The following is a 25,562-nucleotide window of genomic DNA, read 5'->3' on the forward strand; positions in this document are numbered from 1 at the left end:
CGTTCCTAGTACTCCATGCGCCACATGTAGCGGCGCACGCTGAGGGGGTGACCACGGTGGTCGGCGAGCGCGTCCGCGTAGGCGCGCAGCACGATGTTGAAGAGCAGGTGGGCGAAGACGCCACGGACCTCGGGGGCGACGACGTCCAGGCCGAACTCCTGCGCGTCGAGCACCAGCACCCGCTTCGAGTGCTTCGTGACGAAGTCGACGGCCCGCTGCTCCACGGCGCGGGTCTCGTCGAGGCCGAGCAGCGCGATGAAGGGCACGTCCTCCTCGGTGATCTCGAACGGGCCGTGGAAGTACTCGCCGGCGTGGATCGCGGCGGAGTGCACCCACTGCATCTCCTGCAGCAGGCAGATGGCGAAGGAGTAGGCCGAGCCGAAGTTGGATCCCGCGGCCATGGTGTAGATGAGGGGCTCGCGGCGGGAGGCGTAGCCCCAGGCATCGGCGGCGGCGGCGTGCGCCTCGCGGGCTGCGGGAACGAGCGAGGGCAACTGGGCCACGGCGTCGTCGACGGCGGTCGCGATACCCGCCTGCTCGCGGTCGTCGAGGATGCCGGCGGCGAGGCGCAGGAGGAGCGCCGGCCCGACGTGGGCCTCGCTCTTGCCCTCGCCGTGCTGGTAGGCCACGACATGCTCCGCGGCCTCGGCCAACGGGGAGGCGGGGTCGAACGTGAAGGCGACGGTGAGGGCGCCGCGCTCGCGGGCGTGACGGGCGGCTTCGACCGTCTCCGGGGTGGTGCCCGAGTGCGAGCAGAGGAGGACGAGGGTGTCCGCGTCGACGCGGGACGAGGCGCGCGAGGTGAATTCGGCGGCGTTCAGGGCGGTCGCCTCGAGCCGGACACCCTTCGTTCCGAAGAGGTACTCGATGGGCTGCATGACGGCGTAGGAGCCGCCGCAGGCGGTGAGCACGACGCGCGAGATGGTGTCCCGGGTCGCGATCGCCTGGCGAGCCGCAGCGAGCTGGTTCTCGATGGCGGCGGAGTCGACGAACAGAGCGGTGGCAGACAAGATGGTCCCTTCTGATGACCGGTAGCAAACATCATGACTTGTTATATGACGTCATGTGATGACTGACGTTAGCGAGAGACCGGTCGGCTTGTAAAGAGGTCTGCGGAAAATGGGTCGCAGAAAACCTCCCGGCGACGAAGGACCCTTTCGGCGCGGGTCAGGAGCCGGCGAGCGGAAAGCGCGGAATCAGGCGCGACGACGGCCGCGGACGGCCTTGATCGCCATCTGCACCGCGATCACCACGAGGTACGCGGCGAACAGGATGTTGCCCACGGAGGGGTTGACGATCGTCGCGAGCCACGCGCCGAGCGCGGTCGTCGTGCACGCCGAGACACCGATGAGCGCGGCGGCGAGCAGGTCGACGTTCCGGTTGCGGAGGTTGCCGACGGTGCCGGAGATCGCGGTCGGGATCATCATCAGCAGCGACGTGCCCTTGGCGACCAGGTCGCTGGTGCCGAACGCGAGCATGAGCACCGGCACCACGATCACACCGCCGCCGACGCCGATGAGTCCGGCGAGGATGCCGGTGCCCACGCCGACGCCGACCAGGGCGATACCGGTGAGCCAGGTCAGCTCGAACACGGCGTCCCGCGAGGGGATCACCAGGAACAGGCTCACGATCACCACGACCAGGAAGCCCACGAAGCCCCAGCGCAGCGCGGTCTGCGAGATGCGCGGGAGCAGGCGCGTGCCGATCTGCGCGCCCACCACGGCGCCCGCGGCGAGGATCAGGGCCGGGATCCATGCCACCGATCCGGTGGTGGCGTACGAGATGACACCGACGCTGGCGGTCGGCACGATCGCGGCCAGCGAGGTGCCGGCCGCGAGCCGCTGGTCGAAGTGCAGCAGGAGCACCAGGAGCGGGACGATGACCGTGCCGCCGCCGACGCCGAACAGGCCGGAGAGGAGACCGGCGAGCAGGCCGATGCCGATGAATGCCGTATAGGCGCGAGGCCCGCGTCTCAGGGCCTGCGCGTCAGTCACCGGACCAGCCTACTCCCGGCCCCTCCCCTGCTCGAACCCGCGGCTCTCACACCTCGGAGTCGGCCTTCACCGGCACCGCGATCGACGCCGTGAGCGCCTGCTCGTACCGCCGCTGCCGACGCCGCAGCCACAGCCCGCCCGCGATCAGCAGCGCGAGCACGGCGTAGGCGACGGCCGCGAACGGCTGCGCGACGAGCGTCGTCAGGTCGCCCTGGCTCAACTGAAGTGCGCGACGCAGCTGCTCCTCGCCCATCGGCCCGAGGATCATGCCCACCACGAGCGGCGCCACCGGGAACCCGTACCGGCGGAGGAAGTACCCCAGCACACCGATGATGAGCAGGATCAGGATGTCGACGACCGCGAAGTTCAGCGCATAGGCACCGAACGCGGCGAACAGCAGGATGCCCGCGTAGAGGTACGGCCGAGGGATCTGCAGCAGCTTCACCCACATGCCCACGAGCGGGAGGTTGAGCACGAGCAGGATGACGTTGCCGATGTACAGGCTCGCCACCAGCGCCCACACCAGGTCGGACTGTCCCGTGAACAGCAGCGGGCCCGGCTGCAGGCCGTACGTCTGGAACGCGGTCAGGATGATCGCCGCGGTCGCGGTGGTCGGCAGGCCGAGCGTCAGCAGCGGCACGAGCACTCCGGCCGCCGCCGCGTTGTTCGCCGACTCCGGCCCGGCCACCCCCTCGATGGCGCCACGCCCGAACTCGTCCTTGCGGCGGGAGAGCTTCCGCTCCGTCGCGTACGACAGGAAGGTCGCGACATCGGCACCGCCCGCCGGGATCGTCCCGATCGGGAACCCGATGGCGGTGCCGCGCAGCCACGGCTTCCACGACCGCCGCCAGTCGTCCTTCGTCATCCAGCTCCGCCACCCGCGCGCCACCGGGATCACGTCGACCGCGCCGTGGCGCAGACGGGCGGCGACGTAGAGCGTCTCCCCCACGGCGAACAGGCCCACCGCCACCAGCACCACGTCGATGCCGTCCGCGAGCGGCAGCAGGCCGAGCGTGTAGCGCTGCTGCCCGGACAGCCAGTCGGTGCCGACCAGCCCGAGGAACAGCCCGACGCCGAGCGACAGCAGGCCCCGCGGCACCGAGGAGCCCATGAGCGCGCCGACCGTGACGAACGCGACGACGATCAGCGCCACGTAGTCCGCCGGTCCGAGGTTCACGGCGAACTGCGCCAGCACCGGCGCCAGCAGCGTGAGGCCGATCGTCGCGAGCGTGCCGGCGACGAACGAGCCGATCGCCGCGGTCGCGAGGGCCGCGGCGCCCCGGCCGAGCTTGGCCATCCTGTTGCCCTCGATCGCGGTGACGATCGAGGCGGACTCCCCGGGAGTGTTGAGGAGGATGCTCGTGGTCGATCCGCCGTACATGCCGCCGTAGTAGATGCCGGCGAAGGTGATCAGGGCCGCGGCCGGCTCCAGCGTGTAGGTGAGCGGCAGGAGGAGGGCCACCGTCATGGCGGGGCCGATACCCGGGAGCACGCCCACTGCCGTACCGATCAGCACGCCGAAGAACGCGAACACGAGGTACTGGGGCTGCAGCGCGGTCGCGAAGCCCTCCAGGAGCAGGGTCCAGCTGTCCATCAGAGCATCCTCCCCAGCCAGCCGAGCGCCGGCCCCCAGGGGAGCGACAGCCCGAGCAGTCCGCCGAACACGATCTGCACCACGAGCGCGATGGCCGCACCGACCAGCAGGGCCACCCACCATCGGCGTGCCCCGAGCGCCCAGGCGACACCGCCGAACAGCAGCGCCGCGGCGGGCGCCCACCCGAGCGGCTCGATCAGCAGCAGGTGCGCCACCACGAGCCCCACGATCTTCACGAGCGCGAGCCAGTCCGTCGGGAGCTCCTGGTCGATGTCCTCGCCGTCCTCCGGGACGCCGCGGTGACCGCGGAGGATGCTCACGACCACGGCCACCGCCGACCCGAGCAGCAGCACCGACACGAACAGGGGGAACACGGTCGGACCCACCTGGGCGCCGGCAGGGACGTGGATGGAGAACACGCCGACGAGGGCGAACACACCGAGCGCGACCATGAGGAGGGCGAAGACGAGCTCGCCCCGCGGCAGGGACCCGAGCGAGCCCACCGACCGGCGTGTGCCGGTCTGCAGGCCCGAGGGTCCGGGAGACCCGGTCGACATGTCAGCCGACCAGCCCGATGTTCTGCAGCGTCGTGGTGACCTCGCCGATGTTGCCGGCGAGGAACTCGTCGAACTCCGCACCGGTGAGGAACGCGTCGGCCCACCCACGGGTCTCCAGCTCGTCCTTCCAGGCGTCCAACTCCTCCAGCTCGGTCACGATGCGCTCCAGCTCCGCGCGCTCGGCGTCGTCGATGCCCCCCGGGGCGATCACGCCGCGCCAGTTGGTGAGCACCACGTCGTAGCCGGCGTCGGTGATGGTGTCCACGTCGGGCAGCTGCGCGACGGGCTCGTCAGACGACACCGCGAGCGCCTTCATCGTCCCCGCCTCGATGTGCTGCAGGAACTCGCCGACGCCCGAGATGCCCGCGGCGACCTTGCCGCCGAGGATCAGCGACGTCGCCTCGCCGCCACCGGAGTTGGGCGTGTAGTTGAGCTTCTCCGCGATCTCCCCGCCGTCCAGGCCCGCCTCCTCCAGCAGGAGCCCGGCCAGGATGTGGTCGGCCCCGCCCGCCGAACCGCCGGTGATGGTCACGGCCTGTCCGCGGTCGACGACGTCCTCCACCAGGTCCTCGAGCGTGTCGTACTCCGACTCCGCGGGCACGACCACCACGAGCGGCTCGTCGGTGAGGCGGGCGATCGGCGTCATGTCCTCGATGCGGACCGCGGACGCGTTGGTCTCGACCGCTCCGACCATGACCAGTCCCATCACCATGAGCGTCGCCGGGTCCTTCTCGTTGGCGAGCTGCGCGAGGCCGACGGTCCCCCCGGCGCCTCCGACGTTCGTGACCGGGGCGGAGCCGACGATCTCCTCCTCCGTGAGCAGCTGCGACATCGCGCGGCCGCTCTGGTCCCACCCGCCGCCAGGGTCGGCGGGGACCACGATGTTCAGGTCGGTGATGGCGACGGCTTCGCCGTCTCCGTCCGAGCCTCCGGCGTCTCCGCCTCCCGACGAGCACGCGGTGAGAGCGAGGGCGGTGGCGGCGACCGCGGCGGTCAGGGTGGCGATGCGGACGTACTTCATGGCGCTCCTCCTTGAGCGTTCGAGTGCAATCCGTCCACCATCGAGGTGTGGATGCGGCCGCTCAAGCTTCCGAAACCATTGGTCGCGTTCCGTAAGTATTGGTCGCGAACGCCGGTCCGCGCGGCTCGCGCCCTGGTTCGACAGCCGGGAGAATGAGCGGGTGGCCTCGAAGATGACGCTCCGGATGCAGCTGCTCGCACTGCAGGCGCTGATCGTGTTCCTGGTGACCCTCGCCACCGGGATCGCCGCCGGGGCGTTCCAGGAGAACGCACTCCGCGAGGCCTACAAGGATCGCATGCAGGCGGTCGCGCAGTCCGTGGCCGCGCTGCCCGTGGTGCTCGACGCGTTCGACGACGACGATCCCTCCGCGGCGATCCAGCCGGTCGCGGAGGTGATCAGGGAGGCGTCCGACCTCGCGTACGTGGTGGTCGCCAACGACGAGGGCATCCGGTACTCGCACCCGAACCCGGAGCGCATCGGCGAACGGGTCTCGACCGATCCGTCGATCCCGCTCGGCGGCGATATCTACGTGGGCACGCAGACCGGCACGCTGGGCACCTCCTGGCGCGTGAAGGTGCCGATCCGGGATGAGGATGGCGTCGTGATCGGCACGGCATCGGTGGGCATCCTGGAGTCGGAGCTCAGTGAGGAGTTCACCGCCAACCTGGTGTGGCTGATCTCCGCCATGCTCGCCGCTGCCGTGCTGGGCGTGTTCGGAGCGGCATGGGTGACCTCGGTGATCCGGCGCCGCATCTACCGCTTGGAGCCCCATCAGATCGCGGCACTCGTGAAGAACCAGGAGACGACGCTGCACGGGCTGAGCGAGGGCGTGGTCACGGTCGACGGTTCCGGGCGCATCACGCTCGCGAACGACGCGGCCGCCCGTTTCCTCGGTCGTGATGCGGGCGACCTCGACGGTGCCGTGGCGGCCGACGTCCTGGGCGAGGAGCTCACGACGGTGCTGCGTGAGGGCGAGGCCGCCGGCCGCCCGGTGATCGTGGGGTCGCACGTGCTCGTCGCCCGCAGCACCGCGAGCCGCGACGACGACGCCGACCGTGGCGCGACCCTGCTGCTGCGCGACCACACCGAGTTGCACGACGTGGTGCAGCGCGTCGAGGCGGCAGACGCCATCATCGCGTTCCGCGAGCGGTTCGGCCTGCCGAAGGGCCTGAGCGCGGAGACGCTCCACCGCGTGTCCACGGCACTCGCCGCCCGTCCGGACGCCTCAGCGGCGGAGCTGGGCGCCGACCTCGACATCTCCCGCGTGAGCGCCCGCCGCTACCTGGAGCATCTGGCCGCCACCGGGCAGGCGGTGCGCTCGCTCGACTACAGCACGAAGGGCCGACCGGGGGCGCGGTACCGCAGCACCGACGGCCGCTGACGACCCCCGGTGACGACGAAGCCCGCCACCCCAGTGGGGCGGCGGGCTTCGTGGCGTTCGAGTGTTACTCGGACTTCTTCTCGACAGCGTCCTCGGCGGCGGCCTCAGCGGCCTCGCCCTCGGCCTGCGACTCGGCGCCGGCCTCGGCAGCGGTGTCCTCGGCCGGGGTCTCCTCGGCCGGAGCCTCGGTGGTCTCCTCGGCGGCGGGGGTCTCCTCGGCGGCGGGCTTCTCGGCCTTCGGCGCGGCAGCAGCCTTCTTGGTCGACTTCGCCTTCGGGGTGACGGGCTCGAGAACGAGCTCGATCACGGCCATCGGAGCGTTGTCGCCCTTACGGTTGCCGACCTTGGTGATGCGCGTGTAGCCACCCTCGCGGTCCGCGACGAGCGGAGCGATCTCGTTGAACAGGACGTGCACGACTTCCTTGTCACCGATGACCGACAGCACGCGACGGCGTGCGTGCAGGTCTCCGCGCTTGGCGAAGGTGATCAGGCGCTCGGCGAGCGGACGCAGGCGCTTGGCCTTGGTCTCGGTCGTCTTGATCGACTTGTGGGTGTACAGCGCGGCAGCCAGGTTGGCAAGCAGCAGGCGCTCGTGGGCGGGGCCGCCTCCGAGGCGGGGACCCTTCGTGGGCTTGGGCATAATCGTCTAACTCCTGGTCAGGAAAGGTCGGGTATCAGAAGGACTCGTCTTCGCTGCCGCCGTAGAAGTGGGCGCCGTCGAAACCGGGCACCGAATCCTTGAGCGACAGACCGAGCGAGATGAGCTTGTCGCGCACCTCGTCGACCGACTTCTGGCCGAAATTGCGGATGTTCATGAGCTGCGTCTCCGAGAGGGCGACGAGCTCCGAAACGGTGTTGATGCCCTCACGCTTAAGGCAGTTGTACGAGCGGACCGACAGGTCGAGGTCCTCGATCGGCATCGACAGCTCGTTGGAGTTCACAGCCTCCACGGGCGCCGGGCCGATCTCGATGCCCTCGGCCTCGACGTTCAGCTCGCGGGCGAGACCGAACAGCTCGGTGAGCGTCTTGGCGGCCGAGGCGACGGCGTCGCGCGGGCTGATCGCCGACTTGGTCTCGACGTCGAGGACGAGCTTGTCGAAGTCGGTGCGCTCACCGGCACGGGTGGCGTCGACGCGGTAGCTGACCTTGAGGACCGGCGAGTAGATCGAGTCGATCGGGATCTGGCCCGCCTCGGCGTACTCGTTGCGGTTCTGCGTCGCCGAGACGTAGCCACGACCGCGCTCGATCGTCAGCTCGAGCTCGAACTTGGCGGTGTCGTTGAGCGTGGCGATGACGAGCTCGGGGTTGTGCACCTCGACACCGGCCGGAGCCGAGATGTCGGCGGCGGTCACTTCACCGGCACCGGTCTTGCGCAGGTAGGCCGTGATGGGCTCGTCGCGCTCGCTGGAGACGACCAGCTGCTTGATGTTGAGGATGATCTCGGTGACATCCTCCTTCACGCCGGGGATGGTGCTGAACTCGTGCAGCACGCCGTCGATACGGACGCTGGTGACAGCGGCGCCGGGGATCGACGACAGCAGGCTGCGGCGCAGCGCGTTGCCGATCGTGTAGCCGAAGCCGGGCTCCAGAGGCTCGATGATGAACCGGCTCCGGTTCTCGACGATCTTTTCCTCGGTCAGTGTGGGACGCTGTGCAATAAGCACTCTGTGTTCCTTTCGATCACATGCCCGCTATATGACATGTGGTGGGGTGAGGTCTTGAGTTGTGGAAGTCGATGCCCGCGCGGGGCGCCGAGCCGCCCGGCTCCGGAGAGACGAGCGGCTCGGTGCACGCATCAGACGCGGCGACGCTTCGGCGGGCGGCAGCCGTTGTGCGCCTGCGGGGTGACGTCCTGGATCGAGCCCACCTCGAGGCCGGCGGCCTGCAGCGAGCGGATCGCGGTCTCGCGGCCGGAGCCCGGACCCTTCACGAAGACGTCGACCTTCTTGACGCCGTGCTCCTGCGCCTGGCGGGCGGCCGACTCGGCGGCCATGCCTGCGGCGTACGGGGTCGACTTGCGGGAGCCCTTGAAGCCCACGCCACCCGACGACGCCCAGCTGATGACAGCGCCGGACGGGTCGGTGATCGAAACGATGGTGTTGTTGAACGTCGACTTGATGTGGGCCTGGCCCAGCGCGATGTTCTTCTTCTCCTTGCGGCGCGGCTTGCGCGCGGCGGCCTTGGGTGCAGCCATGAAAGTGTTCTCCTAGTCCCTGGCCGCTGCTTAGCGGGCCTTCTTCTTGCCGGCGACGGTGCGCTTCGGGCCCTTGCGGGTACGGGCGTTGGTCTTGGTGCGCTGGCCGCGGACCGGGAGGCCACGACGGTGGCGCAGGCCCTCGTAGGAGCCGATCTCGACCTTGCGGCGGATGTCTGCGGCGACCTCGCGGCGAAGGTCACCCTCCACCTTGTAGTTGCCTTCGATGTAGTCGCGGAGGGCGACGAGCTGGTCGTCGCTGAGGTCCTTCACGCGGATGCTCTCGTCGATGTCGGTCGCCTTGAGGATCTCGACCGAGCGGGTACGGCCGACGCCGTAGATGTAGGTAAGGGCGATCACCACGCGCTTGTCGCGCGGGATGTCAACGCCGGCAAGACGTGCCATGCGGTTCTCCTGGGTGTTGTGGAGGTGTGGAGCAGGATCGGTGCCCGGGCCTCCGCCCCGAGGTGTCCCCCGCTGTCGCGGGTTCTGATCCTGCCGTGTCGTATTGAGTTATGAGATTGCGAGAGCGGTGCTCACGCAGCGGTGGGCACTCAGCCCTGGCGCTGCTTGTGACGCGGGTTGCTCTTGCAGATCACCATGACGCGGCCGTGGCGACGGATCACCTTGCAGTGGTCGCAGATCGGCTTGACGCTGGGGTTGACCTTCATGTTGTTTCCTGTTCGCTGTCTTCACCGGGCAGGCGGAATGCCTGGGGTGTTACTTCTCGACCGATCAGCGGTAGCGGTAGACGATGCGGCCGCGGGTCAGATCGTAGGGGCTGAGCTCCACGACGACACGATCCTCGGGGATGATGCGGATGTAGTTCTGCCGCATCTTTCCGGAGATCGTCGCCAGGACCTTGTGTCCGTTGGTGAGCTCAACGCGGAACATCGCGTTGGGCAGAGCCTCGGAGATCACGCCTTCGATCTCGATGACACCGTCTTTCTTAGCCATAGCCTCGCTGACGCTTCTGCAGACCGGTCGATCTGCGGTGGATGGGTGGGGGTGGCGCCTGGCCGATCGGACACGCCGAACGCATGGCACAAGGCACCAAAGATCTATGTTATCCGACGATGCCCCGTCCGGCAACTTGGCCGGACGGGGCATCGGGGCGGATCACACTCAGCTCAGGAGGTCGGTGAGCTTCTTCATGTCGGCCTGATTCTGCAGGTCGAGCCGCTCGCCGTTGATCTCCACGGTCGGGGTGCCCTTGATGTCGTTCTGCTTCGCCTGGGCGGCGCCGAACTTGCGATAGGTCTCGTCGGTGATGCACGAGACGACGTCGTCGTCCGCACCCACCTGCTTCGCGAACTCGGCCAGCTGGTCGGTGGTCAGACCCGCGGTGTTCTCCGTCGGCTGGTTCTCGAACAGCACCTTCGCGTAGTCGAAGTAGAGGTCGGCGTCGGACTCCGCGACGCAGAACGCCGCCCCGGCCGAACGCGACGAGTACTCGGTGCCCTGCGAGAAGCGGTCGAGGATCGCGATGGGGTGGTTCACGAGCGTGATCTCCCCGCTCGCCGCCTTCTCCTCCAGCTGCGCACCGAACTGGTCCTCGAAGGCCTTGCACGCCGGGCACTGGAAGTCGAGGAACACCGCGACGGTGTCCTTGCCGTCGCCCTTGCTGATCGAACCGGCCTCGGGGTCGAAGTTCTTGCTGGCGCTCGGCACGGCTCCCGGCGACGTGGCCTGGTTGTTGAGGAACACCACGAGTCCACCGATCGCGACCAGGACCACGACGACGGCGATGGAGATGCCGATCGCGAACCAGTTGGTGTTGCTCTTCGCCGCTGCCATTACTTTCCGATCTCTCGAGGCTCGACCCCGAACGGGGCGAGTCCGGCTCTTCCGCCATCGGGCGCGGTGAGCACCCATATGCCACCATCATGTCGGGCGACGCTATGTTCCCAATGTGAGCCGTCAGTGCCGTCGACCGTGGTCACGGTCCAGTCGTCGTCCTCGATGAACGTGGCCTCGCCGCCGGCGGTGACCATCGGCTCGATCGCCAGCACGAGCCCGGGCTTCACGTCGGCGCCGCGGTCAGGCGTGCGGTAGTTGAACACGCTCGGGGCCTCGTGCATCTTGCGGCCGATCCCGTGGCCGACGTACTCGCGGAGGATGCCGTACGGCTGCCCCGACACCGCCGACGGCCCTTGCGCCTCGATGTAGTCCTGGATCGCGGCGCCGATCTCGTCGATCGAGGTCGCGGTGGCCATCGCGGCGATGCCCGCCCACATCGACCCCTCGGTCACGCGCGAGAGCTCCTCGCGACGGGCCACGAGCTCCGGACGCTCCGCGTCGGGGACGACGACCGTGATCGCGCTGTCGCCGTTCCATCCCTCGTACTGAGCGCCGCAGTCCACCGACACGATGTCGCCGGGCTCGAGCACGCGCTCCCCCGGGATGCCGTGGACCACCTGCTCGTTCACCGACACGCAGATCGTGTGGTGATAGCCGCGCACGAGCTGGAAGTTCGACTCGGCCCCGCGCTGGCGGATCGCGCGGTTGGCTGCGGCGTCGAGCTCGATGGTCTTCACGCCCGCCCTGATGAGGGGACGGACGGCATCGAGTGCCGCGGCCGTGATCAGCCCGGGCTCGACCATGGCGCGCAACTGCGCCGGGGTCTTGTAGATCGAGCGGCGGAACATCTCAGGCTGCGGAGGCCGCGGAGCGCAGACCCCTCGCGGAGAGTGCTGCAGCGATGCGCTCGGTGATCTCCTCGAGCGAGCCGACGCCGTCGATGCGGTCGACGATCCCGCGCGCGCTGTAGACCTCGATGATCGGGGCCGTCTCGTTCTCGTAGATGTCCAGGCGGTGTGCGATGGCCTCGTCCGTGTCGTCCGAACGCCCCTGCTCCGCGGCACGGAGCGCGAGACGCGCGATGCTCTCCTCGCGCGGGACGTCGAGCAGGATCACGGCGTCGAGCGCCTCCCCCCGGCCCTCCAGGAACGCGTCGAGGTGCTCGACCTGAGCCGTGTTCCGGGGGTAACCATCGAGCAGGAAGCCGTTCGCGGCATCCTCCTGGCTCAGCCGGTCGCGCACGATCTCGCTCGTCAGCTCGTCCGGCACGAGGTCGCCCTTGTCGAGGATGGCCGTGACCTGCTGGCCGAGTGCCGTCCCCTCCTTGATGTTCGCGCGGAAGATGTCTCCGGTCGAGACGACCGGGATGCCGTAGGACTCGGCGATGCGCACACCCTGCGTGCCCTTGCCGGAACCCTGCGGACCGACGATGAGAAGACGTGCGGATGCTGTCATCGGAGAAGCCCTTCGTAGTGTCGCTGCTGCAGCTGGGCGTCGATCTGCTTGACCGTCTCCAGTCCGACGCCGACGATGATGAGGATCGACGCGCCACCGAACGGGAAGTTCTGGTTGGCACCGACCGTGGCGAGGGCGATCAGCGGGATCAGCGCGATCAGACCCAAGTAGAGCGAGCCGGGCAGCGTGATGCGGGTGAGCACGTAGTCGAGGTACTCGGCCGTCGGGCGACCCGCGCGGATGCCGGGGATGAAGCCGCCGTACTTCTTCATGTTGTCGGCGACCTCGACCGGGTTGAACGTGATCGCGACGTAGAAGTAGGTGAACCCGATGATCAGCAGGAAGTAGGCGATCATGTAGATCGGGCTGTTGCCGCTCGTGAAGTTCGCCGTGACCCAGCTCACCCAGGCGGGCGGCGTCGAGCCGTCCTGCGGGGTGTTGAACTGCGCGATCAGCGCGGGGATGTACAGCAGCGACGACGCGAAGATCACGGGGATCACACCCGCCATGTTCACCTTGATCGGGATGTACGTGTTCGTGCCGCCGTACGTGCGCCGGCCCACCATCCGCTTGGCGTACTGCACCGGGATGCGGCGCTGCGACTGTTCGACGAACACCACCAGGCCCATCACGATGATGCCGACCACGAGCACGAGCAGGAAGATCTCGAAGCCCTTCGTCTGCCAGATGATGCTCATGGCGCCCGGGAAGGTGGCGGCGATCGAGGTGAAGATCAGCAGCGACATGCCGTTGCCGATGCCGCGCTCGGTCACGAGCTCCGCGAACCACATGATGAGGCCGGTACCGGCGGTCATCGCCATGATGATGAGCAGCTGCGCCCACCACACGTCGTTCGTGAGCAGCTGCTGGCAGGCCGCGATGTCGGTCGCGCCGAACAGCTGACCGCTGCGGGCGACCGTGACGAGCGTCGTCGACTGCAGCAGCGCGAGCGCGATCGTGAGGTACCGCGTGTACTGGGTCAGCTTCGCCTGTCCGGCCTGACCCTCCTTGTGCAGCGCCTCGAAGTGCGGGATGACGACGCGGAGGAGCTGCGTGATGATCGTCGCGGTGATGTACGGCATCACGCCGAGGGCGAAGATCGACAGCTGCAGCAGCGCGCCGCCGGAGAAGAGGTTGACCAGTCCGAGCAGGCCCTCGGTGCCGGTGTTGGCCGCGAGGCACTCCTCGACGTTCGGGAAGTTCACGAACGGCGCGGGGACGTTCGAGCCGAGTCGGTAGATCGCGATGATGGCGAGCGTGAAACCGATCTTCCGACGCAGGTCGGGCGTGCGGAAGATCCGCGCGATGGCGCTAAACAAGGACGTTCCTCCTGAAAAGGTTGCCGGTCCCTGAAGGACGGCTGAAAGACCAGGGTAACTCACTCCGAGGTCTGCGATTGCGGCGTCGCCGCGTGCCCGCCGGCCGAATCAGAAGAGGGGCCGGAGAATCTCCGACCCCTCTTCTGCGGTGGTTACTTGACGGATCCGCCCGCAGCCACGATCTTCTGCTCGGCGGAACCCGAGACCTTGTCGACCGCGACGGTGAGCTTCACGGCGATGTCGCCGTTGCCGAGAACCTTGACCTTCTCGTTCTTGCGGACCGCACCCTTGGCCACCAGGTCGCTGACGGTCACGTCGCCGCCCTGGGGGTAGAGCTCCGCGAGCTTCTCCAGGTTCACGACCTGGTACTCGACGCGGAACGGGTTCTTGAACCCGCGCAGCTTCGGGGTGCGCATGTGCAGCGGCATCTGCCCACCCTCGAAGCCGACGCGCACGGTGTTGCGGGCCTTCGTGCCCTTCGTGCCCCGACCGGCGGTCTTGCCCTTCGAGCCCTCACCGCGACCCACACGAGTCTTGGCGGTGTTGGCGCCGGGGACCGGACGCAGGTGGTGCACCTTGAGCACGCCGGGGCGGGACGCAGGAGCGTCCTTCTTCGGCGCGGCCTTCTTCGCAACCGGCTTCGCGGCGGCGTCGGCCTTCGCGTCGGAGGCGGCCGTCTTGGCCGGCGCCTTCTTCGCAGCGGGCTTCTTCTCAGCAGCAGCCTTGGGAGCGGCAGCCTTCTTCGGGGCCTTCTCGGCCTCGACGGCGGCGTCGTTCTTCTCAGCCATTAGTCGATCTCCTCAACCTTGACGAGGTGGGCGACGGTCTTGACGTAGCCGCGCGTCTGCGCGTCGTCGGGGCGGACGGTGCTGTCACCGATCCGCTTGAGACCGAGGCTGCGCAGCGTGTCGCGCTGGTTCTGCTTCTCGCTCACCTTGGACTTGATCTGCGTGACCTTGAGTCGCGCGGCCATCAGGCACCTACCTTCTGTGCAGCGATGGCCTCGGCCTCGGCACGCACGAGACGCGCCGGGGCGACCTGGTCGAACTCGAGACCACGACGTGCGGCGACGGCGCGGGGCTCCTCGAGCTCCTTCAGGGCGGTGACCGTCGCGTGCACGATGTTGATCGTGTTCGACGAGCCGAGCGACTTGGACAGCACGTCGTGGATACCAGCGCACTCGAGCACGGCGCGGACCGGACCACCGGCGATCACACCGGTACCGGCAGCGGCCGGACGCAGCAGCACGACACCGGCGGCCGACTCACCCTGCACGGGGTGCGGGATGGTGCTGCCGACGCGGGGCACGCGGAAGAAGTTGCGCTTGGCCTCTTCGACACCCTTCGAGATCGCCAGGGGGACCTCGCGGGCCTTGCCGTAGCCGACGCCCACCAGACCGTTGCCGTCACCGACGACCACGAGAGCGGTGAAGCTGAAGCGACGACCACCCTTCACGACCTTCGAGACGCGGTTGATGGTGACGACGCGCTCCAGGAACTGGTTGTCGCCGCGGTCGCGCGAGTTGCGGTCGCGGCCGCCCTGGTTGCGGTCACGTCCGCCGCGGCGGCCGTCCCGCTGGTCACGAGTCGGCTCAGCCTGCGTGGTGCCGGCGGCCGTCTCGGAAGTGGCAGCTGCCGCTTCGGTCACTTCGTTCTCCTTGTTGTCACTCACAGTGCCAGACCCCCTTCACGGGCGCCGTCGGCGATGGCGGCGACACGACCCGCGTAGCGGTTGCCGCCACGGTCGAACACAGCCTCGGAAACGCCGGCAGCCTTCGCACGCTCGGCGAGCAGCTCGCCGACCTTGCGAGCCTTGGCGGTCTTGTCGCCCTCGAGCGAGCGCAGGTCGGTCTCGAGCGTCGATGCCGACGCGACCGTGTGACCCTTGCTGTCGTCGACGAGCTGCACGAAGACGTGACGCGCCGAACGGTTGACGACGAGACGCGGACGCGCCTCGGTGCCCACGATCTTCTTGCGAAGACGGGCGTGACGACGCGCGCGGGCGTCGGACTTCGACTTCACAGCCATGGTTACTTACCAGCCTTTCCGGCCTTGCGACGCACGACCTCGCCGGCGTAGCGCACACCCTTGCCCTTGTACGGCTCGGGCTTGCGGATCTTGCGGATGTTCGCAGCCGCCTCACCGACGGCCTGCTTGTCGATCCCGCTGACGGTGAGCTTGTTCGTGCCCTCGACCGTGAGCGTGATGCCGGCGGGCGGGTCGATCAGGACCGGGTGCGAGAAGCCGAGGGCGAACTCGACCGAGCTGCCCTTCTGCTGCACGCGGTAGCCGGTGCCGACGACCTCGAGACCCTTGGAGTAGCCCTGGGTCACGCCGATGATGTTGTTGTTGATGAGCGTGCGGGTCAGGCCGTGAAGCGACCGGGACTCGCGCTCGTCGTCGGGGCGGGTGACGAGAACCTGGTTCTCCTCGACCGACACCTCGATGGGGCTGGCCACCGTGAGGGTGAGCTCACCCTTGGGGCCCTTCACCGCGACCTCACGGCCGTCGACCGAAACGGTCACGCCCGCGGGAACGTCGATGGGAAGTCGTCCAATACGCGACATTTCGGATTACCACACGTAGGCGAGAACTTCTCCGCCCACGCCCTTCTGCTCAGCCTGGCGGTCCGTGAGGAGACCGGAGGAGGTGGACAGGATGGCCACGCCGAGGCCGCCGAGGACCGTGGGGATCTCGGTGGACTTCGCGTACACGCGAAGGCCGGGCTTCGACACGCGCTTGATGCCCGCGATGGAGCGCTCGCGGTTCGGGCCGTACTTCAGCGTCAGCGTGAGGTTCTTGCCCACGCGCGCGTCGGACGTCTCCCAACCGGCGATGTAGCCCTCCTGCTGGAGGATCTCCGCGATGTGCGTCTTGAGCTTGCTCGACGGCAGGGTCACGGAGTCGTGGTGCGCCGAGTTCGCGTTGCGCAGACGGGTCAGCATGTCTGCGACCGGGTCTGTCATTGTCATGGTTGTCTACTTTCGTTCATGAGGTTCCGGCTGCCGTTACACGACAGACGGCCTGCGATGAGCACGCAATCTTCAATTGTACGTGCACATCGACGGGCTCAGTGACACGAGACCACTGAGCCCGTCGACGGTGTTACGCCTGAGCGTCGTCCGCGCGGAACGGGAAGCCGAGGTGACGCAGAAGCGCGCGGCCCTCGTCGTCCGTCTTCGCCGAGGTCACGACGGTGATGTCGAAGCCCCGGACGCGGTCGATCTTGTCCTGATCGATCTCGTGGAACACGCTCTGCTCCTGGAGACCGAACGTGTAGTTGCCGTTGCCGTCGAACTGCTTGGCCGACAGACCGCGGAAGTCGCGGATGCGGGGCAGAGCGAGCGACACCAGACGGTCCACGAACTCCCACGCGCGGTCACCGCGGAGGGTGACGTGCGCGCCGATGGCCTGTCCCTCACGCAGCTTGAACTGCGCGATCGACTTGCGAGCCTTCGTGACGATCGGCTTCTGACCGGTGATGCGGGTGAGGTCCTCGACCGCACCATCGATCACCTTGCTGTCGCGAGCCGCCTCGCCGACACCGGTGTTCACGACCACCTTGACCAGGCCGGGGATCTGCATGACGTTCGAGTAGCCGAACTCGTCCTGCAGAGCCTTCTTGATCTCGGCGTTGTACTTCGCCTTCAGGCGGGGCTGGATCTTGCCAGCCACCGCAGCGTCGGTCGTTGCCATCAGAGGTCCTTACCGCTCTTCTTCGCGTACCGCACGCGGACGGTGCGCTTGACGCCGTCCTTGGTCTGCTCCTCGACCCGGTGGCCGACCTTGGTCGGCTTCTTGGTCGAGGGGTCGACGAGTGCGACGTTCGAGATGTGGATGGGCGCCTCGACGGTCTCGAGGCCACCCGTCTTGGTGCCACGCTGCGTCTGACCGACGCGGGTGTGCTTGGTGACGTAGTTGACGCCCTCGACGACGACACGGTTCTGCTCGACGAGGATGTCGAGCACCTTGCCCTGCTTGCCGCGGTCGCCACCACGCTCGGGCTTGGCGCCCGAGATGACCTGAACCAGGTCGCCCTTCTTGATCTTCGCCATGATCAGATGACCTCCGGTGCCAGCGAGACGATCTTCATGAACTTCTTGTCGCGAAGCTCACGGCCGACCGGGCCGAAGATACGGGTGCCGCGGGGCTCCCCGTCGTTCTTCAGGATGACGGCGGCGTTCTCGTCGAACTTGATGTAGGAGCCGTCCGGACGACGGACCTCCTTCTTGGTGCGGACGATGACCGCCTTGACGACGTCGCCCTTCTTGACGTTGCCACCGGGGATCGCGTCCTTGACGGTCGCGACGATGGTGTCGCCCAGGCCCGCGTAGCGGCGGCGCGAACCACCGAGAACGCGGATCGTGAGCAGCTCCTTGGCGCCGGTGTTGTCGGCGACCTTGAGTCGGGACTCCTGCTGAATCACTTGGCCTTCTCCAGAATCTCCACCAGGCGCCAGCGCTTCGTGGCGCTCAGCGGGCGGGTCTCGTTGATCAGGACCAGGTCGCCGATGCCGGCGGTGTTCGCCTCATCGTGCGCCTTGACCTTCGACGTGCGGCGGATGACCTTGCCGTAAAGCGGGTGCTTCACGCGGTCCTCCACCTCGACGACGATGGTCTTGTCCATCTTGTCGCTGACGACGTAGCCGCGACGGGCCTTGCGGTACCCGCGGGCGTCCGCGTCGCGCACGTCGTGAGCGGCGTGCTCAACCTCGACGGCAGCTTCCTTCTTGGTGGCCATCACTCAGCCTCTTCCTTCACGGCGTCGTCGGCGGCGTCCGCCTTCTTCGCCTTCGACTTGGTCGCCTTCTTCGCGGGAGCCTCGACCGGAGCGGGCGTCGCACGGATGCCCAGCTCACGCTCGCGGATCACGGTGTACAGGCGCGCGATGTCGCGCTTGACGGCGCGGATGCGGCCGTGGCTCTCCAGCTGGCCGGTGGCCGACTGGAAACGGAGGTTGAACAGCTCCTCCTTGGCCTTGCGCAGCTCCTCAACGAGGCGCTGGTCTTCGAACGTGTCGAGCTCTGCCGGAGCGAGCTCCTTGGTGCCGATCGCCATTACGCGTCGCCCTCCTCGCGCTTGATGATGCGTGCCTTGAGCGGCAGCTTGTGGATTGCACGGGTCAGTGCCTCGCGAGCGAGCTGCTCGTCGACACCCGCGACCTCGAAGAGGACACGGCCCGGCTTGACGTTGGCGACCCACCACTCGGGGGAACCCTTACCGGAACCCATGCGGGTCTCGGCCGGCTTCTTCGTGAGCGGACGGTCCGGGTAGATGTTGATCCACACCTTGCCGCCACGCTTGATGTGACGGGTCATCGCGATACGAGCGGACTCGATCTGACGGTTCGTCACGTACGCGGGCGTGAGGGCCTGGATGCCGAACTCGCCGAAGGAGACCTTCGTGCCGCCGGTGGCCTGACCCGAGCGACCCGGGTGGTGCTGCTTGCGGTACTTGACCTTACGGGGGATGAGCATTATGCCGAAGCTCCTTCTGCAACAGGTGCCTCGTTGCGCGGGGCACGGCGGCGGTCACCACGGTCGTCGCGGCGCGACTTCGGCGCGTTGGCCTGCTCGCGTGCGAGCTCCTTGGCGGTGAGGTCGCCCTTGTAGATCCACACCTTCACGCCGATGCGGCCGAAGGTGGTCTTGGCCTCGTAGAAGCCGTAGTCGATGTTCGCGCGCAGCGTGTGCAGCGGCACACGACCCTCGCGGTAGAACTCCGAGCGGCTCATCTCAGCGCCGCCGAGACGGCCCGAGACCTGGATGCGGATGCCCTTGGCGCCGGCGCGCTGAGCGCCCTGCAGACCCTTGCGCATCGCGCGACGGAACGCCACACGAGCAGAGAGCTGCTCGGCGATGCCCTGCGCGACCAGCTGAGCGTCGGCCTCGGGGTTCTTGACCTCGAGGATGTTCAGCTGGATCTGCTTGCCCGTGAGCTTCTCGAGGTCGCCGCGGATGCGCTCGGCCTCTGCACCACGACGACCGATCACGATGCCCGGGCGGGCGGTGTGGATGTCGACGCGGACGCGGTCACGGGTGCGCTCGATCTCGATGTTCGAGACGCCGGCACGGTCGAGCTGCGTCTGCAGCAGGCGACGGACCTTGATGTCCTCGGCCACGTAGTCGGCGTAACGCTGACCCGGCTTCGTCGAGTCGGAGAACCAGCGCGACACGTGGTCCGTGGTGATGCCGAGGCGGAAGCCGTACGGGTTGACCTTCTGTCCCATTACTTGCTCGCCTTCTTGTTGCTGTCGCCGGCCGCGGCAGGAGCCGCCTCCGGCGTCGAGAGCACGACCGTGATGTGGCTCGTGCGCTTCTTGATCTGGAAAGCGCGACCCTGTGCACGGGGCTGGAAACGCTTGAGCGTCGTGCCCTCGTCCACGTACGCGTTCTTCACGTACAGGTCCTGCTCGTCGAGGTACTCGCCGTCACGATCCGCCTTGACCTGCGCGTTGGCCATGGCCGACGCGACAAGCTTGTAGATCGGCTCACTGGCGCTCTGCTGCGCGAACTTCAAGATCGCGAGAGCTTCCTGGGCCTGCTTGCCCTTGATGAGCGCGACGACACGACGAGCCTTCTGAGGGGTCACGCGGATGTGTCGCACGCGTGCGATGGACTCCACCATTTCTCTCTCCTCTATCGTCCCCGCGTCAGCGGCGACGGCCCTTCTTGTCGTCCTTCTCGTGGCCGCGGAAGGTGCGGGTGGGCGCGAACTCGCCCAGCTTGTGACCGACCATGGTCTCGGACACGAACACGGGGATGTGCTTGCGTCCGTCGTGGACCGCGATCGTGTGACCCAGCATGGCCGGGATGATCATGGACCGACGGGACCAGGTCTTGATGACGTTCTTGGTGCCGGCTTCGTTCTGCACGACCACCTTGCGAAGCAGGTGCTCGTCGACGAAGGGGCCCTTCTTAAGACTGCGAGGCATCTTCTCTTACTCCTACTTGCGCTTCTTGCCGGCGTTGCGACGACGCACGATGTACTTGTCGCTTTCCTTGTTGGCGTGACGGGTGCGACCCTCGGCCTGACCCCACGGGGAGACCGGGTGACGACCACCGGACGTCTTGCCCTCACCACCACCGTGCGGGTGGTCGACCGGGTTCATCGCGACACCACGGACGGTCGGGCGGACGCCCTTCCAGCGCATACGGCCGGCCTTGCCCCAGTTGATGTTCGACTGCTCGGCGTTGCCAACCTCGCCGATGGTCGCGCGGCAGCGCGCATCGACGTTGCGGATCTCGCCGGAGGGCAGACGCAGCTGGGCGTAGGGGCCGTCCTTCGCCACGAGGCGGACGGATGCACCGGCCGAGCGCGCCATCTTCGCGCCGCCGCCGGGGCGGAGCTCGATGGCGTGGATGACGGTACCCGTGGGGATGTTCTTCAGCGGGAGGTTGTTTCCCGGCTTGATGTCCGCCGCGGGGCCCGACTCGACGATGTCGCCCTGGTTCAGCTTCGCCGGCGCGAGGATGTAGCGCTTCTCGCCGTCGAAGTAGTGCAGGAGCGCGATGCGCGCGGTGCGGTTGGGGTCGTACTCGATGTGAGCGACACGGGCGTTCACGCCGTCCTTGTCATTGCGACGGAAGTCGATGACGCGGTACTGGCGCTTGTGGCCACCACCGATGTGACGGGTCGTGATGCGGCCCTGGTTGTTGCGACCACCGGTCTTCGAGAGCGGGCGCAGCAGCGACTTCTCCGGCGTCGATCGGGTGATCTCGGCGAAGTCAGCCACCGACGAGCCGCGACGGCCCGGGGTCGTGGGCTTGTACTTGCGAATAGCCATGATTGTCCTTATCCCCCGGATCAGCCGATTGCCGTGAAGATGTCGATGGTGCCCGACTTCAGGCTCACGATGGCGCGCTTGGTGTCCTTGCGCTTGCCCGTGCCGAAGCGGGTGCGACGGGCCTTGCCGACGCGGTTGATCGTGTTGACCGACGCGACCTTGACACCGAAGATCTTCTCGATGGCGAGCTTGATCTCGGTCTTCGAAGCGCGCGGGTCGACGAGGAAGGTGTACTTACCCTCGTCGATGAGCCCGTAGCTCTTCTCGGACACGACCGGCTTCAGGATGATGTCGCGCGGGTCCTTGTTCAGGGCCGTCTGGAGAACAGATGCCTGCTCGCTCATGCGGAGACCTCCTGGTTGGCGCCGGACTTGGAGGCGATGAAGCCCTCGAGCGCGGCCTGGGTGAAGACGATGTCGTCGGAGACGAGAACGTCGTAGGCGTTGAGCTGGTCGAACGACAGCAGGTGCACGTTGCCGAGGTTGCGCAGGCTCTTGAGCGCGAGCTCGTCGCCGCGCTCGATGACCACGAGCACGTTCTTCGACGTGGCGACCTGGGCGAGGAAGCCCGCGGCGGCCTTGGTCGACGGAGCACCGTCGGTGCCGAACGTGTCGATCGCGTGCAGGCGGTCGCCGCGGAAGCGGTCGCTGAGCGCGCCGAGGAGGGCGGCCGCGATCATCTTCTTGGGCGTGCGCTGCGAGTAGTCACGCGGCTTCGGGCCGTGGACGATGCCACCGCCGGTCATGTGCGGCGCGCGGATCGAGCCCTGACGGGCGTTACCCGTGCCCTTCTGCTTGAAGGGCTTGCGGCCGGCGCCGGAGACCTCGCCACGACGCTTGGTCGAGTGCGTGCCCTGGCGAGCCGCCGCGAGCTGCGCGACGACGACCTGGTGGATGAGCGGGATGTTCGTCTTGACGTCGAACAGAGCGGCGGGAAGCTCGACCGAGCCAGCCTTCTTGCCGTCTGCCTTGAGGACGTCGAGCGCGAGAGTGGAGTCAGCCATGATCAGGCACCCTTCACTGCGTTGCGGACGTAGACGATGCGGCCACGAGCACCGGGGACGGCGCCCTTGACGAGCATCAGACCCTTCTCGATGTCGATGGCGTGCACCGTGAGGTTGAGGACGGTCACGCGCTCGCCACCCATACGGCCGGCCATGCGCATGCCCTTGAAGACACGGCTCGGAGTCGACGAGGCGCCGATCGAACCGGGCTTGCGGTGGTTGCGGTGCGCACCGTGCGAGGCGGAGACGCCCTTGAAGTTGTGGCGCTTCATGACACCGGCGGTGCCCTTGCCCTTGCTCGTGCCGACGACGTCGACGAGCTGGCCGGCCTCGAACGTGCCGTCCACCGTGAGCTGCTGGCCCAGCGAGTAGTCGGCGGCGTCGGCCGTGCGGATCTCGGTCACGTGGCGACGCGGCGTGACGCCGGCTGCCTCGAAGTGAGCCGAGAGGGGCTTGTTCACCTTGCGGGGGTCGATCTGGCCGTACGCGATCTGCACGGCGTTGTAGCCGTCCTTCTCGGGCGTACGGATCTGCGTGACCACGTTCGGCGCGAGCTCGATGACGGTGACGGGAACGAGCTTGCCGTTCTCGTTCCATACCTGGGTCATGCCGAGCTTCGTGCCCAGCATGCCCTTGGAAACCTTGGAGTTGATGTCAGCCATGTCGAACCTCAGAGCTTGATCTCGATGTTGACGTCGGCCGGCAGGTCGAGGCGCATCAGCGAGTCGACGGCCTTGGGCGTCGGGTCGACGATGTCGATCAGACGCTTGTGGGTGCGCATCTCGAAGTGCTCGCGGCTGTCCTTGTACTTGTGGGGCGACCGGATGACGCACACGACGTTCTTCTCGGTCGGAAGGGGCACGGGTCCGACGACGGTCGCGCCCGCACGGGTCACGGTGTCGACGATCTTGCGTGCGGACGTGTCGATGACCTCGTGGTCATACGACTTCAGGCGAATGCGGATCTTCTGTCCCGCCATTGTCTGCTCTCTCTCTATAAGCGTCGTACCGTCCTGGACCGGGTGGCCCTGGGGCATTGGACGCACGTCGGCGCGGATTGCGCCTCGGCACGAGAACGGCTCTGCGAACCGATCTGCTGCACCACTGTTCTGCTGTCAGCCGGACGCCCGGAGGCGAACGGATGCCCGACCCTCGCCGCGCACGGCGATGCCCTCGAGATGAAGGTGTCGGGATTGTGTTCTGCTGCCCGCGGCCTAGAACCCTGCGCTTCCGAAGAGGCACCGTCTATGCACTGCCCTGGCAGTGATCCGGCGCACGCACAGCGGCGACGGAATATCGAACCTGTCTATTCTGCCACGGGCGATTTCACTTCTGCAAACCCGGGCGTGTCGCGCCTCGTGTCCGCCCTCTTCGGCGAGGGTCTGCAGCTCGTCTCAGGCCCGAGTGGAGCGCGGGGCGAGGCATCCCCATGCCTCGCCCCGCTTGGGGAGGGCGTTCAGTGCGAGGGGGCACACCGAACGCGAGGTGCCCAGCGTGAAGGGACGCCGGACGCCTCGACCGAGGGCACGGCGGAAGACCCGCCGCGCAGGCGGGGAGACGCTCTGGCGCAAAGAGTGCGCGCGTCGCACGATGATCCCCAAGATCGTTTTCCCCAGTGTGAACGCGGTAGAACCGCGTGCTTCAGGAAACCGAACCCCTTCGGTTTCCCCGACCGCAAGATCCCCAGGCGGTCTGCATCATCCTACTCGATCTCTCCGTCAGTTCGCCAGTTCGCGCTCGCGCGTGCCGAGATTCCAGAGCGTCCGGGTACGAGAAGAGCGGCGCCCCTCGGAGGAAGCGCCGCTCGTGAACGATCTCGGGCTACTCGTTGCCGACTGCCTTGTCCGCGCTGTCACGGATCTCGTCGATCTTGTCGGCCGCACCGGGAGCGATCTTCTTGGCGAAGTCGGCGACACCGTCGAGCACCTTGTCGCTGATGTCCTCGGCCTGCTCGCTCTTGACGGCCTCGGCGATCTTGTCCTTGTTCTGCTCGTACAGGTCCTTGCCCTTGTTCACGGCGTCGTCGATACCCATGTGGCTCCCCTTCGGAGGTGTGTGTGTCCGGCCGATGAGACCGGACACACTCATTGTGCATGCCCTCCCCCGCCCGCGGAAGCCCGATTAGAGCGTGGAAAACGACAAAGAGGCCGGACCCGAAGGTCCGACCCCTTTGCGAGGAAGCAGATGCTTACTTGATGATCTTCGTCACCGTACCGGCGCCGACCGTACGACCACCCTCACGGATGGCGAAGCCGAGGCCCTCCTCCATGGCGATCGGCTGGATCAGCTCGACCGTCATGTCGGTGGTGTCGCCGGGCATGACCATCTCGGTGCCCTCGGGCAGCGAGATGACGCCGGTGACGTCCGTGGTGCGGAAGTAGAACTGCGGGCGGTAGTTCGTGTAGAAGGGGTTGTGGCGCCCACCCTCGTCCTTGGACAGGATGTACGCGGTGCCCTCGAAGTCGGTGTGCGGCGTGACCGAACCCGGCTTCACGATGACCTGGCCACGCTCCACGTCCTCGCGCTTGGTGCCGCGGAGGAGCAGACCACAGTTCTCGCCGGCCCAGGCCTCGTCGAGCTGCTTGTGGAACATCTCGATACCGGTGACGGTCGTCTTCTGCGTCGGACGCAGACCCACGATCTCGACCTCGGAGTTGATGGCCAGCGTGCCACGCTCAGCGCGACCCGTGACGACGGTGCCACGACCGGTGATCGTGAAGACGTCCTCGACGGGCATGAGGAAGGGCTTGTCACGGTCACGCTCCGGGTCCGGAACGCTGTCGTCGACAGCCTGCATCAGGTCCAGGATCGCCTGGGTCCACTTCTCGTCGCCCTCGAGAGCCTTGAGAGCGGAGACGCGGACGACAGGAGCGTCCTCGTCGAAGCCCTGGCCGGCGAGCAGCTCGCGGACCTCGAGCTCGACGAGCTCCAGGATCTCCTCGTCGTCGACCGCGTCCGACTTGTTCAGCGCGACCAGCAGGTAGGGAACGCCGACCTGCTTGGCGAGCAGCACGTGCTCGCGCGTCTGGGCCATCGGGCCGTCGGTGGCGGCGACCACGAGGATCGCGCCGTCCATCTGAGCCGCACCCGTGATCATGTTCTTGACGTAGTCGGCGTGGCCGGGAGCGTCGACGTGCGCGTAGTGGCGCTTCGGGGTCTCGTACTCGATGTGCGAGATGTTGATCGTGATACCACGCTGGCGCTCTTCCGGCGCCGAGTCGATGGAAGCGAAGTCACGCTGCACGTTCGTGTCGGACGGGTACTTGTCAGCAAGCACCTTCGAGATCGCTGCGGAGAGCGTGGTCTTGCCGTGGTCGACGTGACCGATCGTTCCGATGTTGACGTGCGGCTTGGTCCGCTCGAACTTGGCCTTAGCCACTGGGTCCTCCTCAGGACGTCGTTGTAGAGGTGCCGGGCACTGGTTTGCGACCGGTTCTCTACGGGTTAGGTTCTCAGTTTAG

At 67.4% G+C, this 25,562-nt stretch carries 38 protein-coding genes; 1 reads left to right on the forward strand and 37 read right to left on the reverse strand.

Annotation, left to right across the window (positions count from 1 at the left end; translation table 11 throughout):
* Window positions 1–5: 5 nt before the first annotated feature.
* From KV394_RS01045 to KV394_RS01065, 5 genes are all read right to left on the reverse strand, one after another.
* Window positions 6–1,010 carry an SIS domain-containing protein gene (locus KV394_RS01045; protein WP_247982077.1) on the reverse strand — a complete coding sequence of 335 codons (1,005 nt, stop codon included), beginning with the start codon at window positions 1,008–1,010 and terminating at the stop codon, window positions 6–8.
* Window positions 1,011–1,196: 186 nt separating this feature from the next.
* On the reverse strand, window positions 1,197–1,994 hold the full coding sequence (locus KV394_RS01050; RefSeq protein WP_136028919.1) for a sulfite exporter TauE/SafE family protein: 798 nt from the start codon (window positions 1,992–1,994) through the stop codon (window positions 1,197–1,199).
* Window positions 1,995–2,040: 46 nt separating this feature from the next.
* Window positions 2,041–3,588: a tripartite tricarboxylate transporter permease gene (locus KV394_RS01055; RefSeq protein WP_136035981.1), complete on the reverse strand. Its 1,548-nt coding sequence runs from the start codon at window positions 3,586–3,588 to the stop codon at window positions 2,041–2,043.
* A complete protein-coding gene (locus tag KV394_RS01060; RefSeq protein ID WP_247982078.1) occupies window positions 3,588–4,145 on the reverse strand; it encodes a tripartite tricarboxylate transporter TctB family protein in 558 nt (185 codons plus the stop codon). Before KV394_RS01060 ends, KV394_RS01055 begins: the two co-directional genes overlap by 1 nt.
* Window position 4,146: 1 nt before the next feature.
* On the reverse strand, window positions 4,147–5,166 hold the full coding sequence (locus KV394_RS01065) for a Bug family tripartite tricarboxylate transporter substrate binding protein (RefSeq protein ID WP_247982079.1): 1,020 nt from the start codon (window positions 5,164–5,166) through the stop codon (window positions 4,147–4,149).
* 160 nt (window positions 5,167–5,326) lie between these two features.
* Between KV394_RS01065 and KV394_RS01070 the strand changes: the two genes are divergently transcribed.
* On the forward strand, window positions 5,327–6,547 hold the full coding sequence (locus KV394_RS01070; RefSeq protein ID WP_136045900.1) for a PAS domain-containing protein: 1,221 nt from the start codon (window positions 5,327–5,329) through the stop codon (window positions 6,545–6,547).
* Between the two features lie 64 nt (window positions 6,548–6,611).
* On the opposite strand, the gene rplQ is transcribed toward KV394_RS01070, so the two are convergent.
* The 32 genes from rplQ to tuf form a co-directional block, all read right to left on the reverse strand.
* Window positions 6,612–7,187: a 50S ribosomal protein L17 gene (rplQ, locus tag KV394_RS01075; protein ID WP_136045901.1), complete on the reverse strand. Its 576-nt coding sequence runs from the start codon at window positions 7,185–7,187 to the stop codon at window positions 6,612–6,614.
* A gap of 34 nt (window positions 7,188–7,221) precedes the next feature.
* Window positions 7,222–8,211 (reverse strand): DNA-directed RNA polymerase subunit alpha, encoded by a 990-nt coding sequence (locus KV394_RS01080; RefSeq protein ID WP_136028906.1) that lies wholly within the window; start codon window positions 8,209–8,211, stop codon window positions 7,222–7,224.
* Between the two features lie 131 nt (window positions 8,212–8,342).
* Window positions 8,343–8,741, reverse strand: a complete 399-nt coding sequence (gene rpsK / locus KV394_RS01085) for a 30S ribosomal protein S11 (RefSeq protein ID WP_045249905.1) — start codon at window positions 8,739–8,741, stop codon at window positions 8,343–8,345.
* A gap of 30 nt (window positions 8,742–8,771) precedes the next feature.
* Entirely contained in the window at window positions 8,772–9,146 is a 375-nt protein-coding gene (gene rpsM, locus KV394_RS01090; RefSeq protein ID WP_062632862.1) for a 30S ribosomal protein S13, read from the reverse strand.
* Between the two features lie 149 nt (window positions 9,147–9,295).
* A complete protein-coding gene (rpmJ, locus tag KV394_RS01095) occupies window positions 9,296–9,412 on the reverse strand; it encodes a 50S ribosomal protein L36 (protein ID WP_005050492.1) in 117 nt (38 codons plus the stop codon).
* 64 nt (window positions 9,413–9,476) lie between these two features.
* Window positions 9,477–9,698 carry a translation initiation factor IF-1 gene (infA, locus tag KV394_RS01100; protein WP_028496510.1) on the reverse strand — a complete coding sequence of 74 codons (222 nt, stop codon included), beginning with the start codon at window positions 9,696–9,698 and terminating at the stop codon, window positions 9,477–9,479.
* 168 nt (window positions 9,699–9,866) lie between these two features.
* Window positions 9,867–10,538, reverse strand: coding sequence for a DsbA family protein (locus KV394_RS01105; protein ID WP_136045902.1), 672 nt, complete (start codon window positions 10,536–10,538; stop codon window positions 9,867–9,869).
* Window positions 10,538–11,389: a type I methionyl aminopeptidase gene (gene map / locus KV394_RS01110; protein ID WP_247982080.1), complete on the reverse strand. Its 852-nt coding sequence runs from the start codon at window positions 11,387–11,389 to the stop codon at window positions 10,538–10,540. The genes KV394_RS01105 and map overlap by 1 nt, the downstream gene beginning before the upstream one ends.
* Before the next feature lies 1 nt (window position 11,390).
* Window positions 11,391–11,996, reverse strand: a complete 606-nt coding sequence (locus KV394_RS01115; RefSeq protein ID WP_136045904.1) for an adenylate kinase — start codon at window positions 11,994–11,996, stop codon at window positions 11,391–11,393.
* A complete protein-coding gene (gene secY / locus KV394_RS01120) occupies window positions 11,993–13,315 on the reverse strand; it encodes a preprotein translocase subunit SecY (protein WP_136028899.1) in 1,323 nt (440 codons plus the stop codon). The genes KV394_RS01115 and secY overlap by 4 nt, the downstream gene beginning before the upstream one ends.
* 152 nt (window positions 13,316–13,467) lie before the next feature.
* On the reverse strand, window positions 13,468–14,103 hold the full coding sequence (gene rplO / locus KV394_RS01125) for a 50S ribosomal protein L15 (RefSeq protein ID WP_136045905.1): 636 nt from the start codon (window positions 14,101–14,103) through the stop codon (window positions 13,468–13,470).
* Window positions 14,103–14,288 (reverse strand): 50S ribosomal protein L30, encoded by a 186-nt coding sequence (rpmD, locus tag KV394_RS01130; RefSeq protein ID WP_067121122.1) that lies wholly within the window; start codon window positions 14,286–14,288, stop codon window positions 14,103–14,105. Before rpmD ends, rplO begins: the two co-directional genes overlap by 1 nt.
* Window positions 14,288–14,962, reverse strand: coding sequence for a 30S ribosomal protein S5 (rpsE, locus tag KV394_RS01135; RefSeq protein WP_200838869.1), 675 nt, complete (start codon window positions 14,960–14,962; stop codon window positions 14,288–14,290). Before rpsE ends, rpmD begins: the two co-directional genes overlap by 1 nt.
* A 20-nt stretch (window positions 14,963–14,982) precedes the next feature.
* On the reverse strand, window positions 14,983–15,342 hold the full coding sequence (gene rplR / locus KV394_RS01140; protein WP_136028894.1) for a 50S ribosomal protein L18: 360 nt from the start codon (window positions 15,340–15,342) through the stop codon (window positions 14,983–14,985).
* Between the two features lie 2 nt (window positions 15,343–15,344).
* Window positions 15,345–15,881, reverse strand: coding sequence for a 50S ribosomal protein L6 (gene rplF, locus KV394_RS01145; protein WP_136028892.1), 537 nt, complete (start codon window positions 15,879–15,881; stop codon window positions 15,345–15,347).
* Window positions 15,882–15,887: 6 nt separating this feature from the next.
* Complete coding sequence (gene rpsH, locus KV394_RS01150) at window positions 15,888–16,286, reverse strand: 30S ribosomal protein S8 (RefSeq protein WP_136028890.1); 399 nt, start codon at window positions 16,284–16,286, stop codon at window positions 15,888–15,890.
* 133 nt (window positions 16,287–16,419) lie between these two features.
* Complete coding sequence (rplE, locus tag KV394_RS01155; protein ID WP_136028887.1) at window positions 16,420–17,010, reverse strand: 50S ribosomal protein L5; 591 nt, start codon at window positions 17,008–17,010, stop codon at window positions 16,420–16,422.
* Window positions 17,010–17,369: a 50S ribosomal protein L24 gene (rplX, locus tag KV394_RS01160; RefSeq protein ID WP_136028885.1), complete on the reverse strand. Its 360-nt coding sequence runs from the start codon at window positions 17,367–17,369 to the stop codon at window positions 17,010–17,012. The genes rplE and rplX overlap by 1 nt, the downstream gene beginning before the upstream one ends.
* A 2-nt stretch (window positions 17,370–17,371) precedes the next feature.
* Complete coding sequence (gene rplN, locus KV394_RS01165) at window positions 17,372–17,740, reverse strand: 50S ribosomal protein L14 (RefSeq protein WP_102191664.1); 369 nt, start codon at window positions 17,738–17,740, stop codon at window positions 17,372–17,374.
* Entirely contained in the window at window positions 17,737–18,054 is a 318-nt protein-coding gene (gene rpsQ / locus KV394_RS01170) for a 30S ribosomal protein S17 (RefSeq protein ID WP_136028883.1), read from the reverse strand. Before rpsQ ends, rplN begins: the two co-directional genes overlap by 4 nt.
* The gene (rpmC, locus tag KV394_RS17360) at window positions 18,054–18,371 is read right to left on the reverse strand and encodes a 50S ribosomal protein L29 (RefSeq protein WP_067121112.1); all 318 of its coding nucleotides are present in this window, start codon (window positions 18,369–18,371) and stop codon (window positions 18,054–18,056) included. Before rpmC ends, rpsQ begins: the two co-directional genes overlap by 1 nt.
* Entirely contained in the window at window positions 18,371–18,790 is a 420-nt protein-coding gene (gene rplP / locus KV394_RS01180) for a 50S ribosomal protein L16 (RefSeq protein ID WP_025102402.1), read from the reverse strand. Before rplP ends, rpmC begins: the two co-directional genes overlap by 1 nt.
* A complete protein-coding gene (gene rpsC / locus KV394_RS01185) occupies window positions 18,790–19,542 on the reverse strand; it encodes a 30S ribosomal protein S3 (protein ID WP_247982081.1) in 753 nt (250 codons plus the stop codon). The genes rplP and rpsC overlap by 1 nt, the downstream gene beginning before the upstream one ends.
* The gene (gene rplV, locus KV394_RS01190; RefSeq protein ID WP_025102404.1) at window positions 19,542–19,940 is read right to left on the reverse strand and encodes a 50S ribosomal protein L22; all 399 of its coding nucleotides are present in this window, start codon (window positions 19,938–19,940) and stop codon (window positions 19,542–19,544) included. Before rplV ends, rpsC begins: the two co-directional genes overlap by 1 nt.
* A gap of 25 nt (window positions 19,941–19,965) precedes the next feature.
* The gene (rpsS, locus tag KV394_RS01195) at window positions 19,966–20,247 is read right to left on the reverse strand and encodes a 30S ribosomal protein S19 (protein WP_017201589.1); all 282 of its coding nucleotides are present in this window, start codon (window positions 20,245–20,247) and stop codon (window positions 19,966–19,968) included.
* 12 nt (window positions 20,248–20,259) lie between these two features.
* The gene (rplB, locus tag KV394_RS01200) at window positions 20,260–21,099 is read right to left on the reverse strand and encodes a 50S ribosomal protein L2 (protein WP_136028879.1); all 840 of its coding nucleotides are present in this window, start codon (window positions 21,097–21,099) and stop codon (window positions 20,260–20,262) included.
* 20 nt (window positions 21,100–21,119) lie between these two features.
* On the reverse strand, window positions 21,120–21,443 hold the full coding sequence (gene rplW / locus KV394_RS01205; RefSeq protein ID WP_025102406.1) for a 50S ribosomal protein L23: 324 nt from the start codon (window positions 21,441–21,443) through the stop codon (window positions 21,120–21,122).
* Window positions 21,440–22,102 carry a 50S ribosomal protein L4 gene (gene rplD, locus KV394_RS01210; RefSeq protein WP_136028877.1) on the reverse strand — a complete coding sequence of 221 codons (663 nt, stop codon included), beginning with the start codon at window positions 22,100–22,102 and terminating at the stop codon, window positions 21,440–21,442. The genes rplW and rplD overlap by 4 nt, the downstream gene beginning before the upstream one ends.
* 2 nt (window positions 22,103–22,104) lie before the next feature.
* Window positions 22,105–22,764: a 50S ribosomal protein L3 gene (gene rplC, locus KV394_RS01215; RefSeq protein ID WP_247982082.1), complete on the reverse strand. Its 660-nt coding sequence runs from the start codon at window positions 22,762–22,764 to the stop codon at window positions 22,105–22,107.
* A gap of 8 nt (window positions 22,765–22,772) precedes the next feature.
* The gene (rpsJ, locus tag KV394_RS01220; RefSeq protein ID WP_017201594.1) at window positions 22,773–23,081 is read right to left on the reverse strand and encodes a 30S ribosomal protein S10; all 309 of its coding nucleotides are present in this window, start codon (window positions 23,079–23,081) and stop codon (window positions 22,773–22,775) included.
* An 841-nt stretch (window positions 23,082–23,922) separates the two neighbouring features.
* On the reverse strand, window positions 23,923–24,135 hold the full coding sequence (locus KV394_RS01225) for a hypothetical protein (protein WP_105723378.1): 213 nt from the start codon (window positions 24,133–24,135) through the stop codon (window positions 23,923–23,925).
* 154 nt (window positions 24,136–24,289) lie between these two features.
* A complete protein-coding gene (tuf, locus tag KV394_RS01230; protein WP_136028873.1) occupies window positions 24,290–25,480 on the reverse strand; it encodes an elongation factor Tu in 1,191 nt (396 codons plus the stop codon).
* Between the last annotated feature and the right edge of the window lie 82 nt (window positions 25,481–25,562).

This window comes from Microbacterium sufflavum (assembly GCF_023101165.1).
GTDB classification, from domain to species: domain Bacteria; phylum Actinomycetota; class Actinomycetes; order Actinomycetales; family Microbacteriaceae; genus Microbacterium; species Microbacterium sufflavum.

What these genes read in the sequence shown, in the direction of transcription:
- KV394_RS01055 (WP_136035981.1), bottom strand. Translation starts at nt 3,588, where the DNA reads ATGGACAGCTGGACCCTGCTCCTGGAGGGCTTCGCGACCGCGCTGCAG.
- KV394_RS01060 (WP_247982078.1), bottom strand. Translation starts at nt 4,145, where the DNA reads ATGTCGACCGGGTCTCCCGGACCCTCGGGCCTGCAGACCGGCACACGC.
- KV394_RS01065 (WP_247982079.1), bottom strand. Translation starts at nt 5,166, where the DNA reads ATGAAGTACGTCCGCATCGCCACCCTGACCGCCGCGGTCGCCGCCACC.
- rplQ (WP_136045901.1), bottom strand. Translation starts at nt 7,187, where the DNA reads ATGCCCAAGCCCACGAAGGGTCCCCGCCTCGGAGGCGGCCCCGCCCAC.
- rpsK (WP_045249905.1), bottom strand. Translation starts at nt 8,741, where the DNA reads ATGGCTGCACCCAAGGCCGCCGCGCGCAAGCCGCGCCGCAAGGAGAAG.
- rpsM (WP_062632862.1), bottom strand. Translation starts at nt 9,146, where the DNA reads ATGGCACGTCTTGCCGGCGTTGACATCCCGCGCGACAAGCGCGTGGTG.
- rpmJ (WP_005050492.1), bottom strand. Translation starts at nt 9,412, where the DNA reads ATGAAGGTCAACCCCAGCGTCAAGCCGATCTGCGACCACTGCAAGGTG.
- infA (WP_028496510.1), bottom strand. Translation starts at nt 9,698, where the DNA reads ATGGCTAAGAAAGACGGTGTCATCGAGATCGAAGGCGTGATCTCCGAG.
- KV394_RS01105 (WP_136045902.1), bottom strand. Translation starts at nt 10,538, where the DNA reads ATGGCAGCGGCGAAGAGCAACACCAACTGGTTCGCGATCGGCATCTCC.
- map (WP_247982080.1), bottom strand. Translation starts at nt 11,389, where the DNA reads ATGTTCCGCCGCTCGATCTACAAGACCCCGGCGCAGTTGCGCGCCATG.
- KV394_RS01115 (WP_136045904.1), bottom strand. Translation starts at nt 11,996, where the DNA reads ATGACAGCATCCGCACGTCTTCTCATCGTCGGTCCGCAGGGTTCCGGC.
- rplO (WP_136045905.1), bottom strand. Translation starts at nt 14,103, where the DNA reads ATGGCTGAGAAGAACGACGCCGCCGTCGAGGCCGAGAAGGCCCCGAAG.
- rpmD (WP_067121122.1), bottom strand. Translation starts at nt 14,288, where the DNA reads ATGGCCGCGCGACTCAAGGTCACGCAGATCAAGTCCAAGGTGAGCGAG.
- rplR (WP_136028894.1), bottom strand. Translation starts at nt 15,342, where the DNA reads ATGGCTGTGAAGTCGAAGTCCGACGCCCGCGCGCGTCGTCACGCCCGT.
- rplF (WP_136028892.1), bottom strand. Translation starts at nt 15,881, where the DNA reads ATGTCGCGTATTGGACGACTTCCCATCGACGTTCCCGCGGGCGTGACC.
- rpsH (WP_136028890.1), bottom strand. Translation starts at nt 16,286, where the DNA reads ATGACAATGACAGACCCGGTCGCAGACATGCTGACCCGTCTGCGCAAC.
- rplE (WP_136028887.1), bottom strand. Translation starts at nt 17,010, where the DNA reads ATGGCAACGACCGACGCTGCGGTGGCTGGCAAGATCCAGCCCCGCCTG.
- rplX (WP_136028885.1), bottom strand. Translation starts at nt 17,369, where the DNA reads ATGGCGAAGATCAAGAAGGGCGACCTGGTTCAGGTCATCTCGGGCGCC.
- rpsQ (WP_136028883.1), bottom strand. Translation starts at nt 18,054, where the DNA reads ATGGCCACCAAGAAGGAAGCTGCCGTCGAGGTTGAGCACGCCGCTCAC.
- rpmC (WP_067121112.1), bottom strand. Translation starts at nt 18,371, where the DNA reads ATGGCGATCGGCACCAAGGAGCTCGCTCCGGCAGAGCTCGACACGTTC.
- rplP (WP_025102402.1), bottom strand. Translation starts at nt 18,790, where the DNA reads ATGCTCATCCCCCGTAAGGTCAAGTACCGCAAGCAGCACCACCCGGGT.
- rpsC (WP_247982081.1), bottom strand. Translation starts at nt 19,542, where the DNA reads ATGGGACAGAAGGTCAACCCGTACGGCTTCCGCCTCGGCATCACCACG.
- rplV (WP_025102404.1), bottom strand. Translation starts at nt 19,940, where the DNA reads ATGGTGGAGTCCATCGCACGCGTGCGACACATCCGCGTGACCCCTCAG.
- rpsS (WP_017201589.1), bottom strand. Translation starts at nt 20,247, where the DNA reads ATGCCTCGCAGTCTTAAGAAGGGCCCCTTCGTCGACGAGCACCTGCTT.
- rplB (WP_136028879.1), bottom strand. Translation starts at nt 21,099, where the DNA reads ATGGCTATTCGCAAGTACAAGCCCACGACCCCGGGCCGTCGCGGCTCG.
- rplW (WP_025102406.1), bottom strand. Translation starts at nt 21,443, where the DNA reads ATGAGCGAGCAGGCATCTGTTCTCCAGACGGCCCTGAACAAGGACCCG.
- rplD (WP_136028877.1), bottom strand. Translation starts at nt 22,102, where the DNA reads ATGGCTGACTCCACTCTCGCGCTCGACGTCCTCAAGGCAGACGGCAAG.
- rplC (WP_247982082.1), bottom strand. Translation starts at nt 22,764, where the DNA reads ATGGCTGACATCAACTCCAAGGTTTCCAAGGGCATGCTGGGCACGAAG.
- rpsJ (WP_017201594.1), bottom strand. Translation starts at nt 23,081, where the DNA reads ATGGCGGGACAGAAGATCCGCATTCGCCTGAAGTCGTATGACCACGAG.
- KV394_RS01225 (WP_105723378.1), bottom strand. Translation starts at nt 24,135, where the DNA reads ATGGGTATCGACGACGCCGTGAACAAGGGCAAGGACCTGTACGAGCAG.